Origin of the sequence: Leclercia sp. W6 (assembly GCF_003336345.1) — a bacterium.
Lineage (GTDB): Bacteria > Pseudomonadota > Gammaproteobacteria > Enterobacterales > Enterobacteriaceae > Enterobacter.
The window spans coordinates 1072080-1090507 of sequence record NZ_CP031104.1 but is presented as its reverse complement, the minus strand read 5'-3'; the positions used below and the strand labels follow the sequence as shown (position 1 = coordinate 1090507).

The 18428-nt window shown below is 61.1% G+C and carries 14 protein-coding genes and 1 pseudogene; 9 read left to right on the top strand and 6 right to left on the bottom strand.

The features are described from left to right. The first annotated feature begins 3 nt into the window (after positions 1-3). From DVA43_RS05340 to nadS, 9 genes and pseudogenes are all read left to right on the top strand, one after another. Positions 4-1818, top strand: coding sequence for a glycosyltransferase (locus tag DVA43_RS05340; RefSeq protein WP_103822148.1), 1815 nt, complete (start codon positions 4-6; stop codon positions 1816-1818). Then, positions 1815-3146 carry a DUF3131 domain-containing protein gene (locus DVA43_RS05335; protein ID WP_114314810.1) on the top strand — a complete coding sequence of 444 codons (1332 nt, stop codon included), beginning with the start codon at positions 1815-1817 and terminating at the stop codon, positions 3144-3146. Before DVA43_RS05340 ends, DVA43_RS05335 begins: the two co-directional genes overlap by 4 nt. Further along, on the top strand, positions 3143-4690 hold the full coding sequence (locus DVA43_RS05330) for a DUF3131 domain-containing protein (protein ID WP_114314809.1): 1548 nt from the start codon (positions 3143-3145) through the stop codon (positions 4688-4690). The genes DVA43_RS05335 and DVA43_RS05330 overlap by 4 nt, the downstream gene beginning before the upstream one ends. Then, positions 4675-6069 (top strand): DUF3131 domain-containing protein, encoded by a 1395-nt coding sequence (locus DVA43_RS05325; RefSeq protein WP_114314808.1) that lies wholly within the window; start codon positions 4675-4677, stop codon positions 6067-6069. The genes DVA43_RS05330 and DVA43_RS05325 overlap by 16 nt, the downstream gene beginning before the upstream one ends. After that, on the top strand, positions 6066-6500 hold the full coding sequence (locus DVA43_RS05320; RefSeq protein WP_114314807.1) for a globin: 435 nt from the start codon (positions 6066-6068) through the stop codon (positions 6498-6500). Before DVA43_RS05325 ends, DVA43_RS05320 begins: the two co-directional genes overlap by 4 nt. 2 nt (positions 6501-6502) lie before the next feature. Continuing rightward, positions 6503-9175: a response regulator gene (locus tag DVA43_RS05315; protein WP_114314806.1), complete on the top strand. Its 2673-nt coding sequence runs from the start codon at positions 6503-6505 to the stop codon at positions 9173-9175. Next, on the top strand, positions 9165-11363 hold the full coding sequence (locus DVA43_RS05310) for a sugar-binding domain-containing protein (protein WP_114314805.1): 2199 nt from the start codon (positions 9165-9167) through the stop codon (positions 11361-11363). Before DVA43_RS05315 ends, DVA43_RS05310 begins: the two co-directional genes overlap by 11 nt. A 240-nt stretch (positions 11364-11603) precedes the next feature. Next, positions 11604-11935: pseudogene (locus DVA43_RS05305) on the top strand (type II toxin-antitoxin system RelE/ParE family toxin). A 1-nt stretch (position 11936) separates the two neighbouring features. Continuing rightward, positions 11937-12221: a NadS family protein gene (gene nadS / locus DVA43_RS05300; protein ID WP_114314804.1), complete on the top strand. Its 285-nt coding sequence runs from the start codon at positions 11937-11939 to the stop codon at positions 12219-12221. Between the two features lie 145 nt (positions 12222-12366). On the opposite strand, the gene paaY is transcribed toward nadS, so the two are convergent. From paaY to DVA43_RS05270, 6 genes are all read right to left on the bottom strand, one after another. Further along, on the bottom strand, positions 12367-12963 hold the full coding sequence (paaY, locus tag DVA43_RS05295) for a phenylacetic acid degradation protein PaaY (RefSeq protein ID WP_114314803.1): 597 nt from the start codon (positions 12961-12963) through the stop codon (positions 12367-12369). A 10-nt stretch (positions 12964-12973) separates the two neighbouring features. After that, positions 12974-13909 carry a phenylacetic acid degradation operon negative regulatory protein PaaX gene (paaX, locus tag DVA43_RS05290; RefSeq protein ID WP_114314802.1) on the bottom strand — a complete coding sequence of 312 codons (936 nt, stop codon included), beginning with the start codon at positions 13907-13909 and terminating at the stop codon, positions 12974-12976. An 85-nt stretch (positions 13910-13994) separates the two neighbouring features. After that, a complete protein-coding gene (gene paaK / locus DVA43_RS05285; protein ID WP_114314801.1) occupies positions 13995-15347 on the bottom strand; it encodes a phenylacetate--CoA ligase PaaK in 1353 nt (450 codons plus the stop codon). A gap of 39 nt (positions 15348-15386) precedes the next feature. Beyond that, entirely contained in the window at positions 15387-16592 is a 1206-nt protein-coding gene (gene pcaF / locus DVA43_RS05280) for a 3-oxoadipyl-CoA thiolase (protein ID WP_114314800.1), read from the bottom strand. Then, complete coding sequence (gene paaI / locus DVA43_RS05275) at positions 16592-17014, bottom strand: hydroxyphenylacetyl-CoA thioesterase PaaI (protein WP_114314799.1); 423 nt, start codon at positions 17012-17014, stop codon at positions 16592-16594. Before paaI ends, pcaF begins: the two co-directional genes overlap by 1 nt. Further along, the gene (locus DVA43_RS05270; protein ID WP_114314798.1) at positions 17004-18428 is read right to left on the bottom strand and encodes a 3-hydroxyacyl-CoA dehydrogenase; all 1425 of its coding nucleotides are present in this window, start codon (positions 18426-18428) and stop codon (positions 17004-17006) included. The genes paaI and DVA43_RS05270 overlap by 11 nt, the downstream gene beginning before the upstream one ends.

Genomic DNA, 18428 nt, shown 5'->3' with positions numbered 1-18428 from the left:
GCTATGGATTTTTATTTTTCCCGTTTTGAACATCGTCGTCCGCCTGAACCGCTTAAAACGCCGCGCTGGGTCATGATGACCTGGCAGGTATTAGCGGTGGCCGCGCTTATTCTTGGTGCCAACTATATTTACTGGCGCTGGACGGCCTCTTTAAATACCGACGCGCTCTGGTACGCCATTCCGCTGGTGCTGGCGGAAACCCTGGCCTGGATCGGCACGGTGCTCTTCACCATTAACTTGTGGAAGGAAGAGGATCCGCCGCAAACGCCCCCGCCGTCTGAGATCAACGACTGCCTGCGGCCGGAAGATGCCGAGGAGTCCAGGCCGATAAAGGTCGATCTCTTTATCGCCACCTACTCCGAAGATGTGGAGCTGGTGCGGCTCTCCATCCGCGACGCCATGAAAATGGCCTACCCTGTCCCGCTGGATTACAAGGTTCATGTGCTGGATGATGGTCGGCGTCCGGAGATGAAAGCCGTATGCGAAGAGGAAGGCGCCAACTACATTACCCGCCAGACCAATATCGGCTTTAAGGCGGGCAACCTGCGCAACGGACTTGAGCAGACCGACGGCGATTTCCTGATCATCTGCGACGCCGATACCCGCGTTTTCCCCACGCTGCTCAGCCATACGCTGGGCTATTTCCGCGATCCGGACGTCGCCTGGGTGCAAACACCCCAGTGGTTCTTCGACCTGCCGGAAGGGGAAAATCTGGCGCACTGGCTCGGGCGCAGGGCGGGTAAAGCGGGATACGGTCTCGGCTGGCTCGCCCAGAAATTTATCGGCCCGGTGACCCTTGGCCGGGATCCCTTTTTCAACGATCCGCGCATGTTCTACGACGTGATTTTACGCCGCCGCAACTGGGCTAATGCCGCCTTCTGCTGCGGCGCGGCCTCGGTGCATCGACGCGAGGCGGTGATGCAGGCGGCGCTGCGCAGCTACGTCTGGACCGTCGAAGAGGAGATCGACCGCCATACCCGGGACATACGCGATCCGGCGATGCGCGAAACCCTGCAGGAGGCAATGCGTCCCCACGTGGCCTTCGATACGGAGCTGACCCCATATAAATTCCACGTTTCCGAGGATATTTACACCTCTATCCTGCTGCACGGCGATGCCGCGCGCCGCTGGCGCTCGGTCATGCACCCGCGCATTGAATCCAAGATGCTCTCCCCGCAGGATATGCTGACCTGGATGATCCAGCGTTTTAAATATGCCGCCGGCTCGCTGGATATTCTGTTTCACGACAATATCTTCAGCCGCCGCCGCTTTAAGCTCTCCCTGCCGCAAACGCTGATGTATGCCACCACCTTCTGGTCCTACATGGCCTGCGTATGGAATACCATTTTCCTGGTCTCGCCGATTATCTATCTCTTTACCGGTATTCCCCCTGTGTCGGCCTGGTCTGAGCCCTTTTATCTCCACTTTTTGCCCTTTTTCATCGTCTCCGAACTGGCGTTTATGTTCGGCACTTGGGGAATATCAGCCTGGGATGGCAGGGCATCGTATCTCTCGTTTTTCTCCATGAATCTGCGGGCGCTCGATACGGTGCTGCGCGGCGAGCAGATAAAATTTCACGTCACCCCCAAAGAGCGGCAGACAGGGCGTTTTCTCTACCTGGTGAAGCCGCAGATCGCTATCGTCGTGCTCACCCTGGCGGGCCTCATCTGGGGCGGAATACAGGTAGCCCGCGGCCAGGTTGACGACCCTTCCGGCTACGTCATCAATATTTTCTGGGGTGCGGTGAATATTGCCGCCATGCTGCCGCTGATTCTGGCCGCCGTCTGGACCCCGGCCGAAGAGGAGGCGAGCCAATGAGAAAACGCGATGCGCTGCTGTCGGCCCGCAGCTACCTCACTATTCTGATCGGTTTCCTCCTGGGCTTCGCCATCGTCGTTTGGGTGGAGAAACAGATGCCTTCGCGCGTGGAGAGCAGCGCGGGCATGACCCTTAGTAAGGATTTCCCACCCCTGCCCGCCTCGCGCGAGCTAACCTTCGACGAGGCGATCTGGGCGCGGGTGGCCTGGCAATATTATGTCAACAATACCCAGCCGAACGGCCTGGCCAACGCCCACGATGGCGAGCCCTGGCTCAGCCTGTGGAGCACCGGCAGCTATCTCTTTGCGCTGGTGGCCGCCAAACAGCTCAATATCCTGACGACAGACGAATTTGATGAGCGCATCACCGCGGCGCTGTTTACGCTGGGGCAGCTCCCGCTGAATCCCGAAGGGCTACCCGCCGCTTATTATCATGCGGACACGCTGCAAATGCTGGGCAAGCCAGACTCCTCCGCTATTGGCATGGGCCGCCTGCTCAATGCCCTGCAAACCCTGCTGTGGCGCTATCCCCAGCATGCCGCCGCCGTGCGCGACCTCTTTAACCAGTGGAAGGTTGGGGCCCTGATCGCAAGTAACCCCGCAACCCAGGCCGCAGCGCCGCTCCACCACTGGGCACTGGCGGCGGACGAGCCCAGAAACAGCTTCGGTTATCGTCTGTATGCCAGCCATACGCTTCGGCTGATCGACAGCGCGGCGGGGCTGGCGGTGACCAACCCGCCGGAGGGGCAGCAGATGATCGATATCGACGGTATTATGGTGCCCGACGAGGGGCTACGTACCCCTTGGGGCCGACAGCCATCGCTTATCAGTCTCCCCTACCTGTTAACCGGCCTGGAGCTGGGCTTCGACGCCCAGAGCGCGGAGATCGCCTGGCGCATTATGCAGATCCAGCAGCGCCGTCACGGGCTGCGGGTGAGCAAGCCGCCCATCAGCACCGACTATGCCGAGCCCGCGCCGGATTACGTAAACGATCTGCCCGATCGCCAGCCGCTGCAAACCAGCGCCCTGCGCGATGCCACCCCAGAACAGACTGCGATTACCTCCACCCGCTCCGCCTTCGCCTGGTACGCCCTGTTCCGCAACGGCTGGAGCGAAGCGCTGCGGCAGCAGGTTCAGACGCTGCAGGTGCCCGGCAAGGGGTGGCAGCGCGGACTTAACCTGAACAGCAGCGTGAATGATGTGATTGACGCTGATACCAATGCCATCGTGCTCGAAAGCCTGGCCTATATTGCCCACGGCCAGATGCTCTGTCTGGCCTGTCTGAGCCTGACGACTTCCCCTACTTCTTCAGCAGGAGCTACGCCATGAAGCTGAAATTTCTCCTCTTTTTTCCTCTTCTGGCCGGGCTTCTGGCGTGCTGGCTCACGCTTTCCGCTGCACAGGCCGCCACCGTGCTGCCGGCCTCGGAGTACGAACCGCGCAGCGGCGAGCTTACCCCCAGGGAGATGGCTATCGCCAAAAACGCCTGGCAATATTTTGTCGCCAACTTCCAACCCACCACCGGGCTGGTCAATGCGGTAAACAAATACCCCTCCACCACCATGTGGGACAGCGCCTCCTATATGGCCGCCATGACGGCGGCGCGGGAGCTGGGGATCATTGATAAAGCCGAGTTTGACCGCCGGATGCTGAAATTGCTCGCCACCCTGAACAAGCTGGATCTGTTCCGTAACGAGCTGCCCAACAAAGCCTACAACACCATTACCGGCCAGAAGGTGAACTACCAGAATAAACCGGGGGAGATTGGCTTCTCGGCGCTGGATATCGGCAGGATGCTGATCTGGCTAAAAGTGATCAAAGAGCGTTACCCGGAGTATGCCAACAGCATCGATAACGTGGTGCTGGGGTGGGACTTCAGCCACGTTATCGATCCCTGCGGCATGATGTACGGCGCCTACCTGGAGAACGGCCAGCCGAAATATGTGCAGGAAGGACGGCTGGGCTATGAAGAGTATGGCGCGGCAGGTTTCCAGCTCTGGGGATTTAGCACCTGTCAGGCCAGCCGCCCGCAGCCTTACGAGCTGGCAGAGATCTACTGCGTGCTGGTGCCCTACGACTCGCGCGATCCGCGTCAAACCAGCCAGCATAACTATGTAGTGACCGAATCCTACGTGCTGTACGGCATGGAGTTCGGGTATGACAATCCGCTCGACCGGAATAACAGCCCGCGCGACTACTCCCACCCGTGGATGAAAAACTTTGCCGACCGGGTCTATCAGGCTCAGGAGAACCGCTACGCCATTACCGGGATATTGTCCGCCCGCTCCGAGCACCAGCTGGATAAGTCGCCCTACTTTGTGTATGACACCGTCTTTAGCGACGGCTTTAACTGGAACACCATCACCGACAAAGGCCAGTATGTCCCCAACACCGCCGCCGTATCCCTGAAGGCGGCACTGGGGATGTGGGTACTGTGGAACTCGCCCTACACCGACCGCCTGCTGGACACCATTGAAAACGCCAACGAAGAGGGCAAAGGCTACTACGAGGGGCTTTACGAAAACGGCGACGGCCCGATTAAAGAGTTCACTGCCAATAACAACGGCATCATGCTGGAGGCGCTGCTGTTCAAGAAAGAGGGCAAGCTGCTGCGGTTTAATACCGACAACCCGAAAAACCGCGATTTCGCCCCTTCGCTCTGGGACAAAAAGCTGGTGGATCTGTTCGAGCCCAATAACACCCCGCGCAACCGCCCCTTCCTGAGTAGCACCCCGGCGGTTAAGAGCTGGTGTGAACAGACCGGGACCACCCAGCGCACGAAACCCGCCTGCCAGGCATGCCAGTGCGCCGCCTGTAGTGCAGACGAGCCTGTTAAACTGCCGCCGGTGACCGCGCAATGCTTAAAACCGTAGCCCGCTGGCTGGCGGTCGCCCTCCTCCTGCTGCTTATTGCCCTCGCCCTCTTCAGCCGGGAGGGCGCAGGGTGGCGCTGGCTGACGAAGGGCGGCTGGCACACCACCGCGCGCATCGACAGCCTGACGCCGCAGGAGCAGGCGTGGGCCCGCATCGCCTGGCGCTATTTCGAAAATAACACCCAGCCGCAGACCGGGCTGGTGAACGGCAGCGACAAACAGCCGCGGGTAACCCTCTGGCAAATGGGCGACACCCTCATCGCCCTGCTCGCCGCCCGGGATCTGGGGCTGGTGCAGGAGCCTGAGTTTGACGCCCGCCTGACGCGCCTGCTCGGCACGCTTAACCGGCTGACCCTGACCGACACCCGTACCCCGGGCAGGCTTTACTCCAGCCGGACGGCGACCCCCATCGACTTTACCGGTAAACCGGCAAAGAGCGGCTGGTCGGCAAAGGATATGGCCCGACTGATGCTGGCCCTGCGGCTTACTGCCGAACGCGCCCCCCAGTATCGCGAGTATCTGGATAAGATCACTCTGCGCTGGAACTTCTGCCGGGTGATGGATAACGAGGGGGAACTGTGGTCCGCCTCCGTTCAGAACGGCCAGCCGGTGCTGCGCGAGGAGCTGCGTCTGGGTGAGAGTGAGTACGCCGCCAGCGCGTTTCGCCTGTGGGGATTCCCGGCAGGAAAGGCGTTCACTCCCCCTTCGCGTAATGTGATCCTCTATCAGCGCAGCCTCAACGTAGATGCCCGGGATCCGCGCACCACCTGGCAACCCTCGCTGCTGACCACCCTCCCCGCGATGCTGCCTGGAGTGGAGTTCGGCTGGCAGCCGCCCGGCGTACCGTCCGATGTGCAAAAAGCGCTGCGCGCCCGGGCAGAAGGGATATGGCTCACTCAGAAATCACGCTGGGAGCAGGACAAAGTGCTCACCGCGCGGGCCGATTTTTATCTCTCCCAGGCGCCCTGGCACGTTGAGGACACCGTCTGGGGAAACGGCTATGCCTGGAACACCCTGGGGGACGACGGCAAATACTACCCCCGGCTGGCGCAGGTCTCTACCAAAGCGGTCTTCCTGCTCTGGGCGCTGTGGGAAAACGACTATACCGATGCTCTGATGGCGGTCACCCGCCATCTCAACAACCCGCAGCAGGGCTGGTTTGAGGGACGCGTTGAGGCGACCGGCGATATCAACCCGACCCTGACCCTCTCCACCAACGCCATGGTGCTGGAAGCCCTCTACTACAAACACAACGCCGGGCCGCTGTTTGAAAACGGCCTTGCGGATGAGAACAGCTATTTCTCCCGCCGCACGACGGATGAATTTAACCCGCCCGGCCTCTGTCTGCCCGGCGAACGGGCCACGAGGGGTGCACCATGAAGTTTTATCGCGATCTCTTTGAGGCAAGCCTGAACCGCGTCTTGCCGGAGCACGACAAAAAGCGCTTTTTCGAGGCCTTCCGGGAGACATTTATCCATATGTCTCCTGAAACGGAGCAGCACTTCGCCCGGCATCCGGAGGCGGAGGGCCAGCAGATGCTCTTTAAGAGCTTTTTCGCCATGCTGGCCGTCGATGGTGCGCTCTTCGTGCCGGACTTTCTGGAGCGGCTGGCGCGGGAGCAGAGCCATGAAGGGCTGCGCCTGCCGCCGCGGTTTTTCGCCCTCTGGCGGGAAGCGATGCTCAGAACCGTTCGTGCCTGCGATCCCCTCTGCGACGAGGAGATCCTCACCGCCTGGGCAATGGCGATCGCGCCCGGGCTGGAGTACCTGCGCCGCCAGGCGGAGCTGCACTATCAGGCGGGAGGCGAATAACCATGCATGAGCGATCCTGTTTCGATCTTAACGCGCTGCCCATGGGGGTAATGATCTACGATCCGGCGGAGCGCCTGCTGGCCTGGAACGACCAGGTGACGCGCTTTTACCCGGTCATCACCCCCTGGCTGGCCGTCGGCGCCACCCTGGAGAGCCTGGCGGAAAAATTTATCGATGCGGGCTATAACATCGATCCTGGCCGCCGCCAGACCCTGCGCGAAGCGATTATCCGCAACTGCCGTCAGCCGAGCCATCGCGAAGTGCGGCAGTCGGGTCAGCGGCGGCTCTACGTCCAGCATCAGCGGCTGGCGGACGGCGGCATTATCAGCCTGCATACGGACATCACCGAGCTGGACGAGGCCCAGCGCTCGCGCCACCAGCTGCACGACGATTTTTTACTCACCGCGGAGTCGATCCAGATCGGCATCTGGGACTGGCAGGTCTCCCGCGACAGCCTGCAGGTGAACGATACCCTGCTGGCGATGGTGGGCGAGTCACGCACGCAGTTGCTCTATCCGCTGCGCTTTTTGCTTAACCTGGTGCACGAGGAGGATCGCGCCACCCTGCGCCAGGCGATGATCGCCTCGCGCCAGGCGCATATGCCGGTATTCGAATGCGAAATTCGCGTCCAGCACGCCGCCCGGGGCTGGCGCTGGATGTTGATTTCGGGCCAGGTGGTGACTCTCAACATGCAGCAGCAGGCCGAACGGGTGATCGGCACCCTGCAGGATATTACCCGTCGTAAAGAGGCGGAACTGCTGGCCATAGAGGCGGCGAAGGTGGCCCGGGAGGCCAACGAGGCGAAAAGCGCCTTCCTCGCCAACATGAGCCACGAAATTCGCACCCCGATGAACGGCATTCTGGGCATGACCCAGCTCTGTCTGGACACCCCTCTTAACCCGGAGCAGCGGGAGTATCTTTCGCTGGTCATGAGTTCGGCCCAGTCGCTACTGCATATTATCAATGACATTCTCGACTTCTCCCGCATCGAGTCGGGCAAGATGTCGGTGGATGTGGAGCCGCTGGAGATCCGCCCCTTTATTCAGTCGCTGATCCGCCCCCACATGCCCGCCGCCAGCGAAAAAGGCATTGAGCTGCTGGTGGATATTGCCCCCGAGCTGCCGGAGGTGCTGGTAGCGGACGGTCCCCGGCTGCGCCAGATCCTTACTAACCTGCTGGGTAACGCCCTGAAGTTTACCCACCAGGGCGAGGTGCTGCTGGCGATAGCGCCCGCTGACGATGAAGGTCGGTGGCGTTTTCGCATCCGCGACAGCGGCATCGGCATTCCGGCGGATAAGCAAAAAGCGATCTTCGAGGCCTTCAGCCAGGCCGACAGCTCCACCACCCGCCGTTACGGCGGCACCGGACTGGGGCTGACCATCTCGGCCCGGCTGGTGAGCCTGATGGGTGGCGAGCTGACGGTTGAGAGCCACCCCGGCGTGGGGAGCGAATTTGCCTTCACCCTGCCGCTGGAGAGCCAGCAGGCCGCCGCGCCTGTAGGGCGCTTCAATGGCGAACAGGTGCTGGTGGTGGATGACAACAGCACCAACCTGCGCCTGCTTGATACCATGCTTCACCAGATGGGGCTGGCGCCAACCTGCGTTAACAACGCCGCCGAGGCGCTGCGACGCGCAGCCGAAGAGAGGCGATGGGCGCTGATCCTGCTGGACGCGCAAATGCCGGATATGGACGGCGTTTCGCTGGCGCTCGAACTCTCCGTGCTGCCCCAGACCGAGCAAAGCCATATCATTATGCTCAGCTCCATGAGCCGCCATTTTGACGCCAACATGCTTAAGCGCATCGGCATCGCCCACTATCTGCATAAACCCATTGCCCAGCGCGAGCTGCATCAGGTGATTGCCAGCGTGCTTGAACCCACCCCAGTCCTGACTCCGGCCCCCGCGACGGCGCCCGCCGTGCCTCAGTCCGGGCTACGCATTCTGCTGGCCGAGGATAATCTGGTGAACCAGAAAGTCGCCCGCCGCCTGCTGGAGCGGCTCGGCCACCGGTGCGAAGTGGTCAATAACGGGCGCGAGGCGCTGGAGCGCTGGCGGGAACACGCCTGGGACATTCTGCTGATCGACCTGCAAATGCCGGAGATGGACGGCGAAACCGCTATCCGCCTGCTGCGGGAAGAGACGCAGGCCAGGGGGGGCACCCACCAGCCCGCCATCGCCATGACCGCCCACGCCATGCAGGGAGATAAAGAACGCTGCCTGGCGATGGGGTTCGACGGCTATATTGCCAAGCCGGTGAGCCAGGAGGCATTGCAGCAAGAGATTGCGCGCGTCGGCCCGGAGAGTCATAACCCGCAGAGTGATAAAGGGCTGCCGGACGAAGCCCGGCTATTAAAACAGTGCGCGGACGATCCCGCTCTGGTACAGGAGCTGCTGGATCTGTTCGGCGAGGGGCTCGACGAGGCGGTAGCAACAATCGCCCGGGCGATCGACCGCGACGACCGCGAGGCTCTGGGCCGGGCGGCGCACCGGCTTCGCGGCGAAGCCGCCACCCTCGGCTTTACCGGATTGGCAGAACGGCTCCAGCAGTTAGAGAGCCAGGCGACAACGCTGGACCCGGCCGGGCTTAAGGCGCTGCGCGGCGAGCTCCTCAACGAGGCCGGACGCGGTGCCGCCTGGCTGCACCACCGGGCGCAGGAGATGAATCATGATCCCTAAACTTATTCTGCCGCTGGTCGTCTGGCTTCCGCTGGCGCAAGCGGCGCCTGTGCCGGTCACCTGGTCGCTGGCCGGGCAGTGGCGCGTGCATGATGCCAACGATGACACTTTTAACGGGGCCAGCGCTCCTGACAGCGGCTGGCGCACACTCCGGGTGCCCGCCAACTGGTACAGCGCCGGATACGATCATCAGGGCGCGCTCTGGTACCGTCATGAATTTACCCTGCCGGAGCGCACGCCGGATACCATGGCCACCCTGGTGTTTGACGGCGTGGATTATTTCGCCGACGTGACGCTCAACGGCAAGGCGCTTGCCCGCCACGAGGGCTATTTCCAGCGCTTCCCGGTGGACGTAAGCGACGCCCTGCGCCGCCATAACCGGCTCGCCGTTCGGGTGGAGAGCCCGTACGAAGATCCGAAAACCATCTGGCCGCTGCACAAAACCCTGGTCGAAGGGGTGCTTAACCAGCACGACACCCGCCCCGGTGGCGCCTGGTCCGAACACGGTCAGGATGCCAACTCCGGCGGCATCTGGGCGCCGGTGAAGCTGCACCTGAGCCGCGGCGTGACGATTGACGAGGTGATCCTGCGCCCGGACTGGCGCGAGGGGCTGCAAAACCCCATCTTGCGCGCCGAGATTCGCTACCGGGCGCTGGCGGATGGGCCCGCCACCCTGCGCCTCTCTGCCGCGCCGGACAATTTCAGCGGCCCGGACTTTCAGCAGGACTTCCCGGTCACGCTCAAGAGCACCGCCGGCACCCTGAACGTCTCGCTGCCAATGCGCTCCGCCAGGCTCTGGTGGCCGGTGGGCGTCGGCAAGCCGAACCTCTACCGGGTGCGAGCCTCGCTGCGGAATGAGCAGGGGCTGATGGACACCGCCCTCACCCGAACCGGGTTACGCAAGCTGGAGGAGCAGCCGGACAATAAAGGCTGGCTCATCAACGACCGTCGGCTGTTCATCAAGGGCAGTAACTATATTGGCTCCCCCTGGCTCGGTACCATGACGCGGGCAAAATACCGCCGGGATTTCGAACTGGTGGAGGCGATGAACGCCAACGCCATTCGCGTCCACGGGCATGTGGCAGGCCGCGCGCTCTATGATGTAGCGGACGAGATGGGGCTGATGATCTGGCAGGATGTGCCCCTGCAGTGGGGCTATGATGACAGCGTCGCCTTTGCCGATAACGCGGTTCGCCAGACCCGCCAGATGGTTGAGCAGTTCGGTAACTCGCCGGCCATCATCGTCTGGGGCGGGCACAACGAGCCGCCCTGGAACTCACCGTGGATGGAAAAACGCTTCCCGGACTGGAACAAAAGCTTAAACCAGTCCCTGACGAAACGGGTGGGCGACACGCTCGCGGAAGATAGCTCCCGCATCGTGCACCGTTTTTCCGCCGTGGAGGAACACTATTGGGCGGGGTGGTACTTCGGCACGATACGCGATCTGCTGGCGCCCGCCAAAACCGGGATTATCACCGAGTTTGGCGCCCAGGCGCTGCCGCGGCTCTCCACCCTGAAAACCTTCATCCCTGAGAGCCTGATGTGGCCGAAGAGCACGGCGGCGGACGATCCCGGCTGGACGCACTGGAAGTACCATAACTTCCAACCCTTCCAGACCTTTAAGTTCGCCAACATTCCCCGGGGCAATACTATCCAGGAGATGATTGCCAATACCCAGGCGTATCAGGCGCAGCTGGTGGCGACGGCGGCGGAGAGCTATCGCCGACAGCGCTATCAGCCGGTGACGGCCCTCTTCCACTTTATGTTTGTCGAAACCTGGCCCTCGATTAACTGGGGGGTGGTGGATTACCTGCGCAAACCGAAGGCGGGTTACTACGCCCTGAAGCGCGCCTACCAGCCGATCCTCCCCTCCATCGAACCCGTAACCGACGTCTGGCGTCAGGGACGCGAAGCGACGGTGCGCCTGTGGGCGATTAACGACACCTGGTCAGCCTGCGAAGATTGCCGCCTGACGTGGCAGGTGAAGCAGAGCGGAAAATGGCTTGCTAAAGGCGAGACGATCATGACCCTGCCGCCCGACTCGGGTACCAGGGTAAAGGAGATTACCGTCACGCCGACCAGCGTTGAACGAGTGACCATTGAGTATCGCATTGAGAATAACGCGCGCGAAATGGTGGGCAAAAACCGACGGGAAGAGTCTGTCGAGGCGTCGTCCGCCGGGAAGTAAAGCATAAATTTCCTGATAACCCTCTCCTCTGAGAGGGTTTATCTTCTGATATACCCTGCAATTTTACGAGACGCCTCGTAGCGTCAGCACGCTGTTCAGCACACTCTCGCCATGCTCCTTACAATGCCGACCAGTGCCAGCGCGCGTTTCAGTTCACGCGTTCTCTGGCAGCAAAATAATTCTGGATCTGTACTATGTACACCTGAAGGTGTACATGGTACCTTACATGGAGAGAGAATCGTGTGCCATGCGATAGAATTTATCGAGACGTCACTGTTTACGCGGCAAATCAAACAGATCGCGACTGATGATGAACTCCTGACGTTACAAAGAGAGCTCATTGCCTTTCCGGACAAAGGTGATGTTATTCAGAATACCGGCGGGCTGCAAAAGTCCGGATGGCAACGGGGACTCAGGGTAAAAGCGGTAGCGCCAGGGTGATTTACCTTCTGGCAACACGGGAGATTATCTGGCTGGTGCTCGCTTATCCGAAAAGTACCAAAGAGAATCTCACTGATGCGGAAAAGGCTGAACTAAAAAAACTGACAACCTTACTGAAAAACGAGGTGTGAAATGCATTTTTTTGACGAACTCAAAACGTCCCTGGAAGAGGCGGTCGACATCAAAAACGGGAACAAAGCCCCTTCCCGCGTTACCCGCTATGAGATTGCCGATGTCAAAGCGATCAGAGAGCAGCTCAACGTTTCCCAGGCAGAAATGGCAAAAGCGCTGGGCACCAGCGTGGATACCATCAAAAGCTGGGAATCCAGAAGACGTAACCCCACCGGCCTGGCAGCCAAAGTGCTGGCCACGATCCAGGCGAACCCGGCATTCTTTTACGAACTGGCTGCGCATTAATAGGTCGAATTAGGGATGCCAACAGCAACAGGTAAAATAGCCCCAGCGACAGCGTGCCGGGGCTTTTAGGGTGCCACTAAATTAACCCTTAACATCCTTCAATCTACACAAAGATGGCCTCACGCAGGATTAAGGAGTTTGCCGCTCAGCGGGCCGACTTCGGCCGCAGATTCTCGTCAAACACCAGCCGCTTGCGATCCGCTTCCACCTCGTGCAACGGCTCCACTTGATGCATCGTCTGTTTGCAGCGCTCCACCAGCGTCTGGTACTCGCGGGTGCCCTGCTTTTTCCACGCTATTTCCTGCTCGCTCAGCACGCGGATCGCTTTGGCCGGGCTGCCGATAATCAGATGGTCGGCTGGCATTTCCGCTTTCGCTTTCACAAATGCCGCCGCGCCGACGATGCTGTTCTCGCCGATCACGGCGCCATCCATAATCACCGCATTCATCCCCACCAGCGCATTGCGGCGGATCACGCAGCCGTGCAGAATGGCGCCGTGCCCGATATGCCCCTCTTCTTCCTCCACCGTATCCTGCTCGGGGAAGCCGTGCATGATGCAGTTATCCTGAATATTGGCCCCGTCTTTGACCACGATACGGCCAAAATCCCCGCGCAGGCTGGCGTTGGGGCCCACGTAGACGCCCTTACCGAGGATCACGTCGCCAATGAGGACTGCTGTCGGGTGGACATAACTCTCCTGTGGAACAACCGGTGTCAGACCATCAATTTGATATACAGGCACAGAACCTCCGTTACGCGGGCGTCAGGCCGCCGAAGCGCTGCCAGTAGGAGGAGCCCGGCGCCGGCAGTTCGCCGACCGAGGTCTCCCCTTTCTCACTGACAAACGCCAGCGCACCCGGCGCGACGCGTTGATAAATGTTAATGCACAGCTGGCGGGCCGTCTGGCCTGCCCAGTGCGACGGGAGTAACTCTTCCGGCAGGAGCGGATCCTTAAGCACCACCCGGCGATAAAAATGGATCAACAAGAGCTGGATATGGAAACAGCGCGCCGGCGTCAGCTCCTCCGGCGTGGCCTCCCGCAGCAGGGGCAGCAGGGGCCGGAACGAGTCGATAAAGGTTTCATACATCAGGTTCTGCTCGCTGAGCTGCCAGCACTCCTCCACCCGGGCGCGCAGCGCGGCGCGGGAGAGCGCCAGCGGCGAATGCGCTTCAAAGCAGATGACGTTTTCCGCCACGCCCGCTTCATGCAACAGGGTCTGTACGTCTGCCAGCTGTTGCGACGGCGAGGCCATCAGGCTCGGCGCCAGGGTGCCGAAGCCCTGCCAGATCAGTTGCTTTTTCACATCCGCCAGCGTGGTTTTGTCCATCCCTTCAGAGAGCAGCAGCAGCCATTTGCCGTCCCAGGCCGGTAGCTCTGCGCGATAAATCTTGGTTTCTGCCCGGCGGGTTAAACGCAATCCTTTGTCGCTCAGGCGGTAGAAGCTGCGTCTGCCGATGCGAACCACATCCAGCCAGCCCTCTTTATTAAGACGGAACAGCGCGGTGCGCACGAAGCGCTCGCCGAATCCCATCCCCTCCAGCAGGGCCGCCAGGCTTCCCAGCCAGACTTCACCACCGCGATGGGACAGGGCATCACCGTACAGGGAAGAGATCAGCGAGGTGCCGCTGACGGGAACGGAGCTGACAGCGTGCTGGATAAAGGCGTCGAGTTTACTCATGTGATTCATTCTGTTGTGATTATTTTCGCGGATGAATCATAGCATAGCGCTAAAAGCGCGACCCTCCCTAATACGCAGAGGGTCGCGGACGGCCTTAGCTGTTGGCTGCGGCCTTACGCAGATCGAAGACGCGACAGGCTTTGCCTTCGGAACGCGGAATGCTGCCGCAGTTGACGATCGTCACGTCGGTAGAGATCCCCACCATCGACTTAATGCGGTGGCGCAGCTGGTGGCAGACGTTGCAGCGCTGCTCGTGGGTCAGCGACAGGCTGCTCTCTTTCAGCTCCACCTTCACCGAAAGTGAATCAAGATGACCGCGACGGTTCACCTCCAGCTGATAGTGTGGTGACAGATGCTCAAACTTGACGATCTCCTCTTCCAGCTGGGACGGGAAGACGTTGACGCCGCGGATAATCAGCATATCGTCGCTGCGGCCGCTGATCCTGTCCATGCGGCGCATGGTGCGGGCGGTGCCCGGCAGCAGGCGGGTCAGGTCGCGGGTGCGGTAGCGGATCACCGGCAGCGCCTCTTTGGTGAGGGTAGTGAAGAGCAGTTCCCCCTGCTCGCCATCGGCCAGCGGCGTGCCGTCGTTCGGGTTGACGATCTCCGGGTAGAAGTGATCTTCCCAGATGGTCGGGCCGTCGGCGGTTTCGATGCACTCCATCGCCACCCCCGGGCCCATCACTTCGGAGAGCCCATAGATATCCAGAGCGGTAATACCGAGGCGTTTTTCAATTTCCCGGCGCATCGCCAGGGTCCACGGCTCGGCGCCAAAAACGCCCACGCGCAGGGAGCACTGGCTGGCATCGCCGCCCATCTGGCGCTCAAGCTCTTCGATCAGGTTGAGGCAGTAAGAGGGGGTCACCATGATCATGTCCGGCTGAAAATCGCGGATCAGCTGGGCCTGTTTCTCGGTCTGGCCGCCGGACATCGGGATCACCGTGGCGCCTAAACGCTCGGCACCGTAGTGGGCGCCCAGGCCGCCGGTGAACAGGCCATAGCCGTAGGCGACATGAATTTTGTCCCTGGCACTGCCCCCCGCGGCGCGCAGGGAGCGGGCCACAATGTTGGCCCAGTTATCAATGTCGTTCTGCGTGTAGCCGACCACGGTGGGTTTACCGGTGGTGCCGGAGGAGGCATGAATACGCACCACCTGTTCCATCGGCACCGCAAAGGTGTCGAACGGATAGTTATCGCGCAGATCCTGCTTGGTGGTGCACGGGAACTTGCGGATATCCGCTAACTCTTTGAAATCGTCAGGATGCACGCCTGCAGCATCAAACTTGCGTTTGTACATCGGCACATTTTCATAGACGTGTTTTAAGGTCCACTTCATGCGCTCGGTTTGCAGGGCCTGCAGCTCATCAAGGGAGGCGGTTTCGATGGGGTCAAGATGCGTTGCCGTCGAGGTTGCAGTTGACGTTGCGGTTGTCGCTGTATTTGTCATTGTCGTTGTCATCGTAGGGTACTCGCTTTTTATAATTGTTCAGACACGCTCAAGGATCATGGCAATGCCCTGACCGACACCAATGCACATCGTACAAAGCGCATAGCGCCCTTTACGACGATGCAGCTCATTGCTGGCGGCCAGCGCCAGGCGGGCCCCGCTCATACCCAGCGGATGGCCTAAGGCAATTGCCCCGCCGTTGGGGTTAACGTGCAGCGCATCGTCCGGCAACCCCAGCTCTCGCAGCACGCCCAGCGCCTGCGAAGCAAAGGCTTCATTCAGTTCGATCACGTCCATGTCGTTGATGCTCAGCCCGGCGCGCTCCAGCACACGACGGGTGGCAGGCACCGGGCCCAGCCCCATCAGACGCGGCTCAACGCCAGCCGTCGCCATCGCCACGATGCGGGTACGCGGGATCAGGCCCTGGGCTGCCGCCATCTTCTCGCTGGCGACAATCAGCGCCGCAGCGCCATCGTTCACGCCGGAAGCGTTACCGGCGGTGACCACGCCGCCCGCCCGAAAGGGGGCTTTCAGCCCGGCCAGCATTTCCAGGGTGGTGTCCGGGCGCAGATGCTCGTCATGCATCACTTCGGTGACCGCCCCTTTTTTGCCTTTAATGACGACCGGCACGATCTCCTGGGCCAGAATGCCGCTGGCCTGGGCCTGAGCGGTGCGCTGCTGGCTGCGGAACGCGAAGGCATCCTGATCCTCGCGGGAAATCTTTAACAATTCCGCTACATTCTCTGCCGTTTCCGGCATGCTGTCAGAACCAAATTGCTGGGCCATGAGCGGGTTCACAAAACGCCAGCCGATGGTGGTATCGAAAATTTCATTCTGGCGCTGGAAGGCGCTGGTGGCTTTGCCCATCACGAAGGGCGCGCGGGACATCGACTCCACGCCACCGGCGATCATCAGGTCGCCATCACCGGCGCGAATGGCGCGGGCAGCAAAGCCCAGCGCATCCAGACCGGAACCACAAAGGCGGTTCAGGGTGGTGCCGGAGACGGTCTGCGGCAGCCCGGCCAGCAGCAGGGACATGCGCGCCACGTTACGGTTGTCTTCCCCCGCCTGGTTCGCGCAGCCAAAGATCACATCGTCGATGCGCTCCGCATCCAGACCCGGGTTACGCGCCAGCAGTTCACGCAAGGGGATGGCGCCCAGGTCGTCCGCGCGCACACCGGACAGCGCACCGGCATAGCGACCGATTGGGGTTCTGATCCCGTCACAGATAAAGGCGTCACGCATCATGCTTCTCCTGTCACAGTGCCGCCGATGCGGTGGGATTTCCCACGGAACAGGGCAACCGTTTTCTGTTGTTGATTAACGATTTCAATGTCATATACGCCGGTCTGTTTCCCCTGATGACGCACCTGCGCCGTGGCGGTAAGCTTATCGTGGGCAAAGGCCGGACGGACAAAATCGATGGTGCAGCCCGAGGCCACCGCCGCCAGCCCCTGGCTGTTGCAGGCGTAGGCAAAGGCGGTGTCGGCGAGGGTAAACAGCTGTCCGCCATGGCAGCTCTTGTGGCCGTTGAGCATCTGCGGCGTGACGGTCATGGTCAACACGGCGACGCCGTCATCCATCTCAATAATGTCGATGCCATAGGCCTGGGCGCAGGCATCGTTTTCATACATGGCGCGGGCGTTGCGCCAGGCGTTATGACTCATAGCTACTCTCCAGAAGCGCGCGCTGGCGCAGCAGGGATGAAGGACGGTAACGCTCTTCGCCGTAATGGCGTTGCAGGTTTTCCAGCAGGCACAGCAGACGCTGCCAGCCAAGCTGTTCTCCCCAGGCCAGCGGGCCGCGCGGGTAGTTCACCCCGAGGCGCATGGCGGTATCGATATCCTGTTCGCTGGCGACCCCTTTTTGCAGGGCGTCGAGGGCTTCGTTGATAATCATCGCCACCGTGCGCCAGATGAGCAGGCCGGGATAATCCGCCACCTGTAGCACGTGCTTGCCCTGCTGCTGGAAGTGGCGCACCGCTTTCAGTGTCGCGGCTGTTGGGTTGCTGGCCGCGGCGGCAATCACCGCCACGTCGCTCTCCTGTCTGTCGAACACCACCACTGGCTGGCCGTAACGGTTCGCCAGCGCCTGAGCGGTCTCGCCTTGGGTTTCAATCAGCAGTACGCCGTCGATTTCAGTGACACCGTCACTTTTTTTCTGCTGATGCGTGACACTGTAACTATCGTCCACCTCTGCAAGCCAGTTAACGGCAGGCTTTTCGTTACGCCAGTTGTAGACCCCCTGCCCGCTCTTCTTGCCGAGACGTCCGCCCAGCACTAGCTCCTGCTGCACCAGCGACGGCAGGAACCGGCGCTCCTGCCAGAAAGCGTTAAATACCGAGCAGGTCACGGCGAAGTTGACGTCCTGGCCGATCATGTCGGTCAGCTCCAGTGGCCCCATCGGGAAGCCCGCCCCCTCACGCAGCGCCGCGTCGATGACTTCCGGAGCGGCCACCTGCTCTTCCAGCGCCCGCCAGGCTTCGGCATAGTACGGACGCGCCACGCGGTTAACGATAAAGCCAGGCGTGGACTGGCAGCGCACCGGCTGTTTACCCCAGCGCGTCGCCAGCTCGCTCAGCTGTTCGACCACTTCCCCGGAAGTCGCCAGGCCGCTTACCACTTCCACCAGCTTCATCACCGGGGCGGGGTTAAAGAAGTGCAGCCCCGCCACGCGCTCAGGATGGTGCAGGTCGGCGGCAATCGCGGTAATAGAAATTGAGGATGTGTTGCTGGTCAACAGCGTGTTAGCCGGGCAGATCTCCGCCAGTTGGGCAAAAAGCGCCTTTTTAACGGCCATTTGCTCAGAGGCAGCTTCAATCACCAGGTCGGCCTTCGCCAGCGCGTGGATGTCGGTAACGGGCACCAGGCGCTGGAGCGTCTGTTCGGCGTCATGGGCGGCGAGCTTGCCGCGCGCCATGCGGGATTCGAGACGGCTGCGAATGGCGTCAATGGCGCGGGAGATGACCTCAGCGTTGATGTCATAGACCAGCACCGGATGGCCGTGGCTCGCCGCCACTTCGGCGATCCCGGCTCCCATGATGCCGCTGCCAATCACCGCCACGGTATGAATTGTCGTCAT

Excerpts from the sequence above, each read along its gene's own strand:
- DVA43_RS05270 (WP_114314798.1), bottom strand. The coding sequence starts at position 18,428 with ATGACGACAATTCATACCGTGGCGGTGATTGGCAGCGGCATCATGGGA.
- paaK (WP_114314801.1), bottom strand. The coding sequence starts at position 15,347 with ATGACAAATACAGCGACAACCGCAACGTCAACTGCAACCTCGACGGCA.
- nadS (WP_114314804.1), top strand. The coding sequence starts at position 11,937 with ATGCATTTTTTTGACGAACTCAAAACGTCCCTGGAAGAGGCGGTCGAC.
- DVA43_RS05335 (WP_114314810.1), top strand. The coding sequence starts at position 1,815 with ATGAGAAAACGCGATGCGCTGCTGTCGGCCCGCAGCTACCTCACTATT.
- paaI (WP_114314799.1), bottom strand. The coding sequence starts at position 17,014 with ATGAGTCATAACGCCTGGCGCAACGCCCGCGCCATGTATGAAAACGAT.
- paaX (WP_114314802.1), bottom strand. The coding sequence starts at position 13,909 with ATGAATCACATGAGTAAACTCGACGCCTTTATCCAGCACGCTGTCAGC.
- DVA43_RS05340 (WP_103822148.1), top strand. The coding sequence starts at position 4 with ATGGATTTTTATTTTTCCCGTTTTGAACATCGTCGTCCGCCTGAACCG.
- DVA43_RS05320 (WP_114314807.1), top strand. The coding sequence starts at position 6,066 with ATGAAGTTTTATCGCGATCTCTTTGAGGCAAGCCTGAACCGCGTCTTG.
- DVA43_RS05310 (WP_114314805.1), top strand. The coding sequence starts at position 9,165 with ATGATCCCTAAACTTATTCTGCCGCTGGTCGTCTGGCTTCCGCTGGCG.
- pcaF (WP_114314800.1), bottom strand. The coding sequence starts at position 16,592 with ATGCGTGACGCCTTTATCTGTGACGGGATCAGAACCCCAATCGGTCGC.
- DVA43_RS05315 (WP_114314806.1), top strand. The coding sequence starts at position 6,503 with ATGCATGAGCGATCCTGTTTCGATCTTAACGCGCTGCCCATGGGGGTA.
- DVA43_RS05330 (WP_114314809.1), top strand. The coding sequence starts at position 3,143 with ATGAAGCTGAAATTTCTCCTCTTTTTTCCTCTTCTGGCCGGGCTTCTG.
- DVA43_RS05325 (WP_114314808.1), top strand. The coding sequence starts at position 4,675 with ATGCTTAAAACCGTAGCCCGCTGGCTGGCGGTCGCCCTCCTCCTGCTG.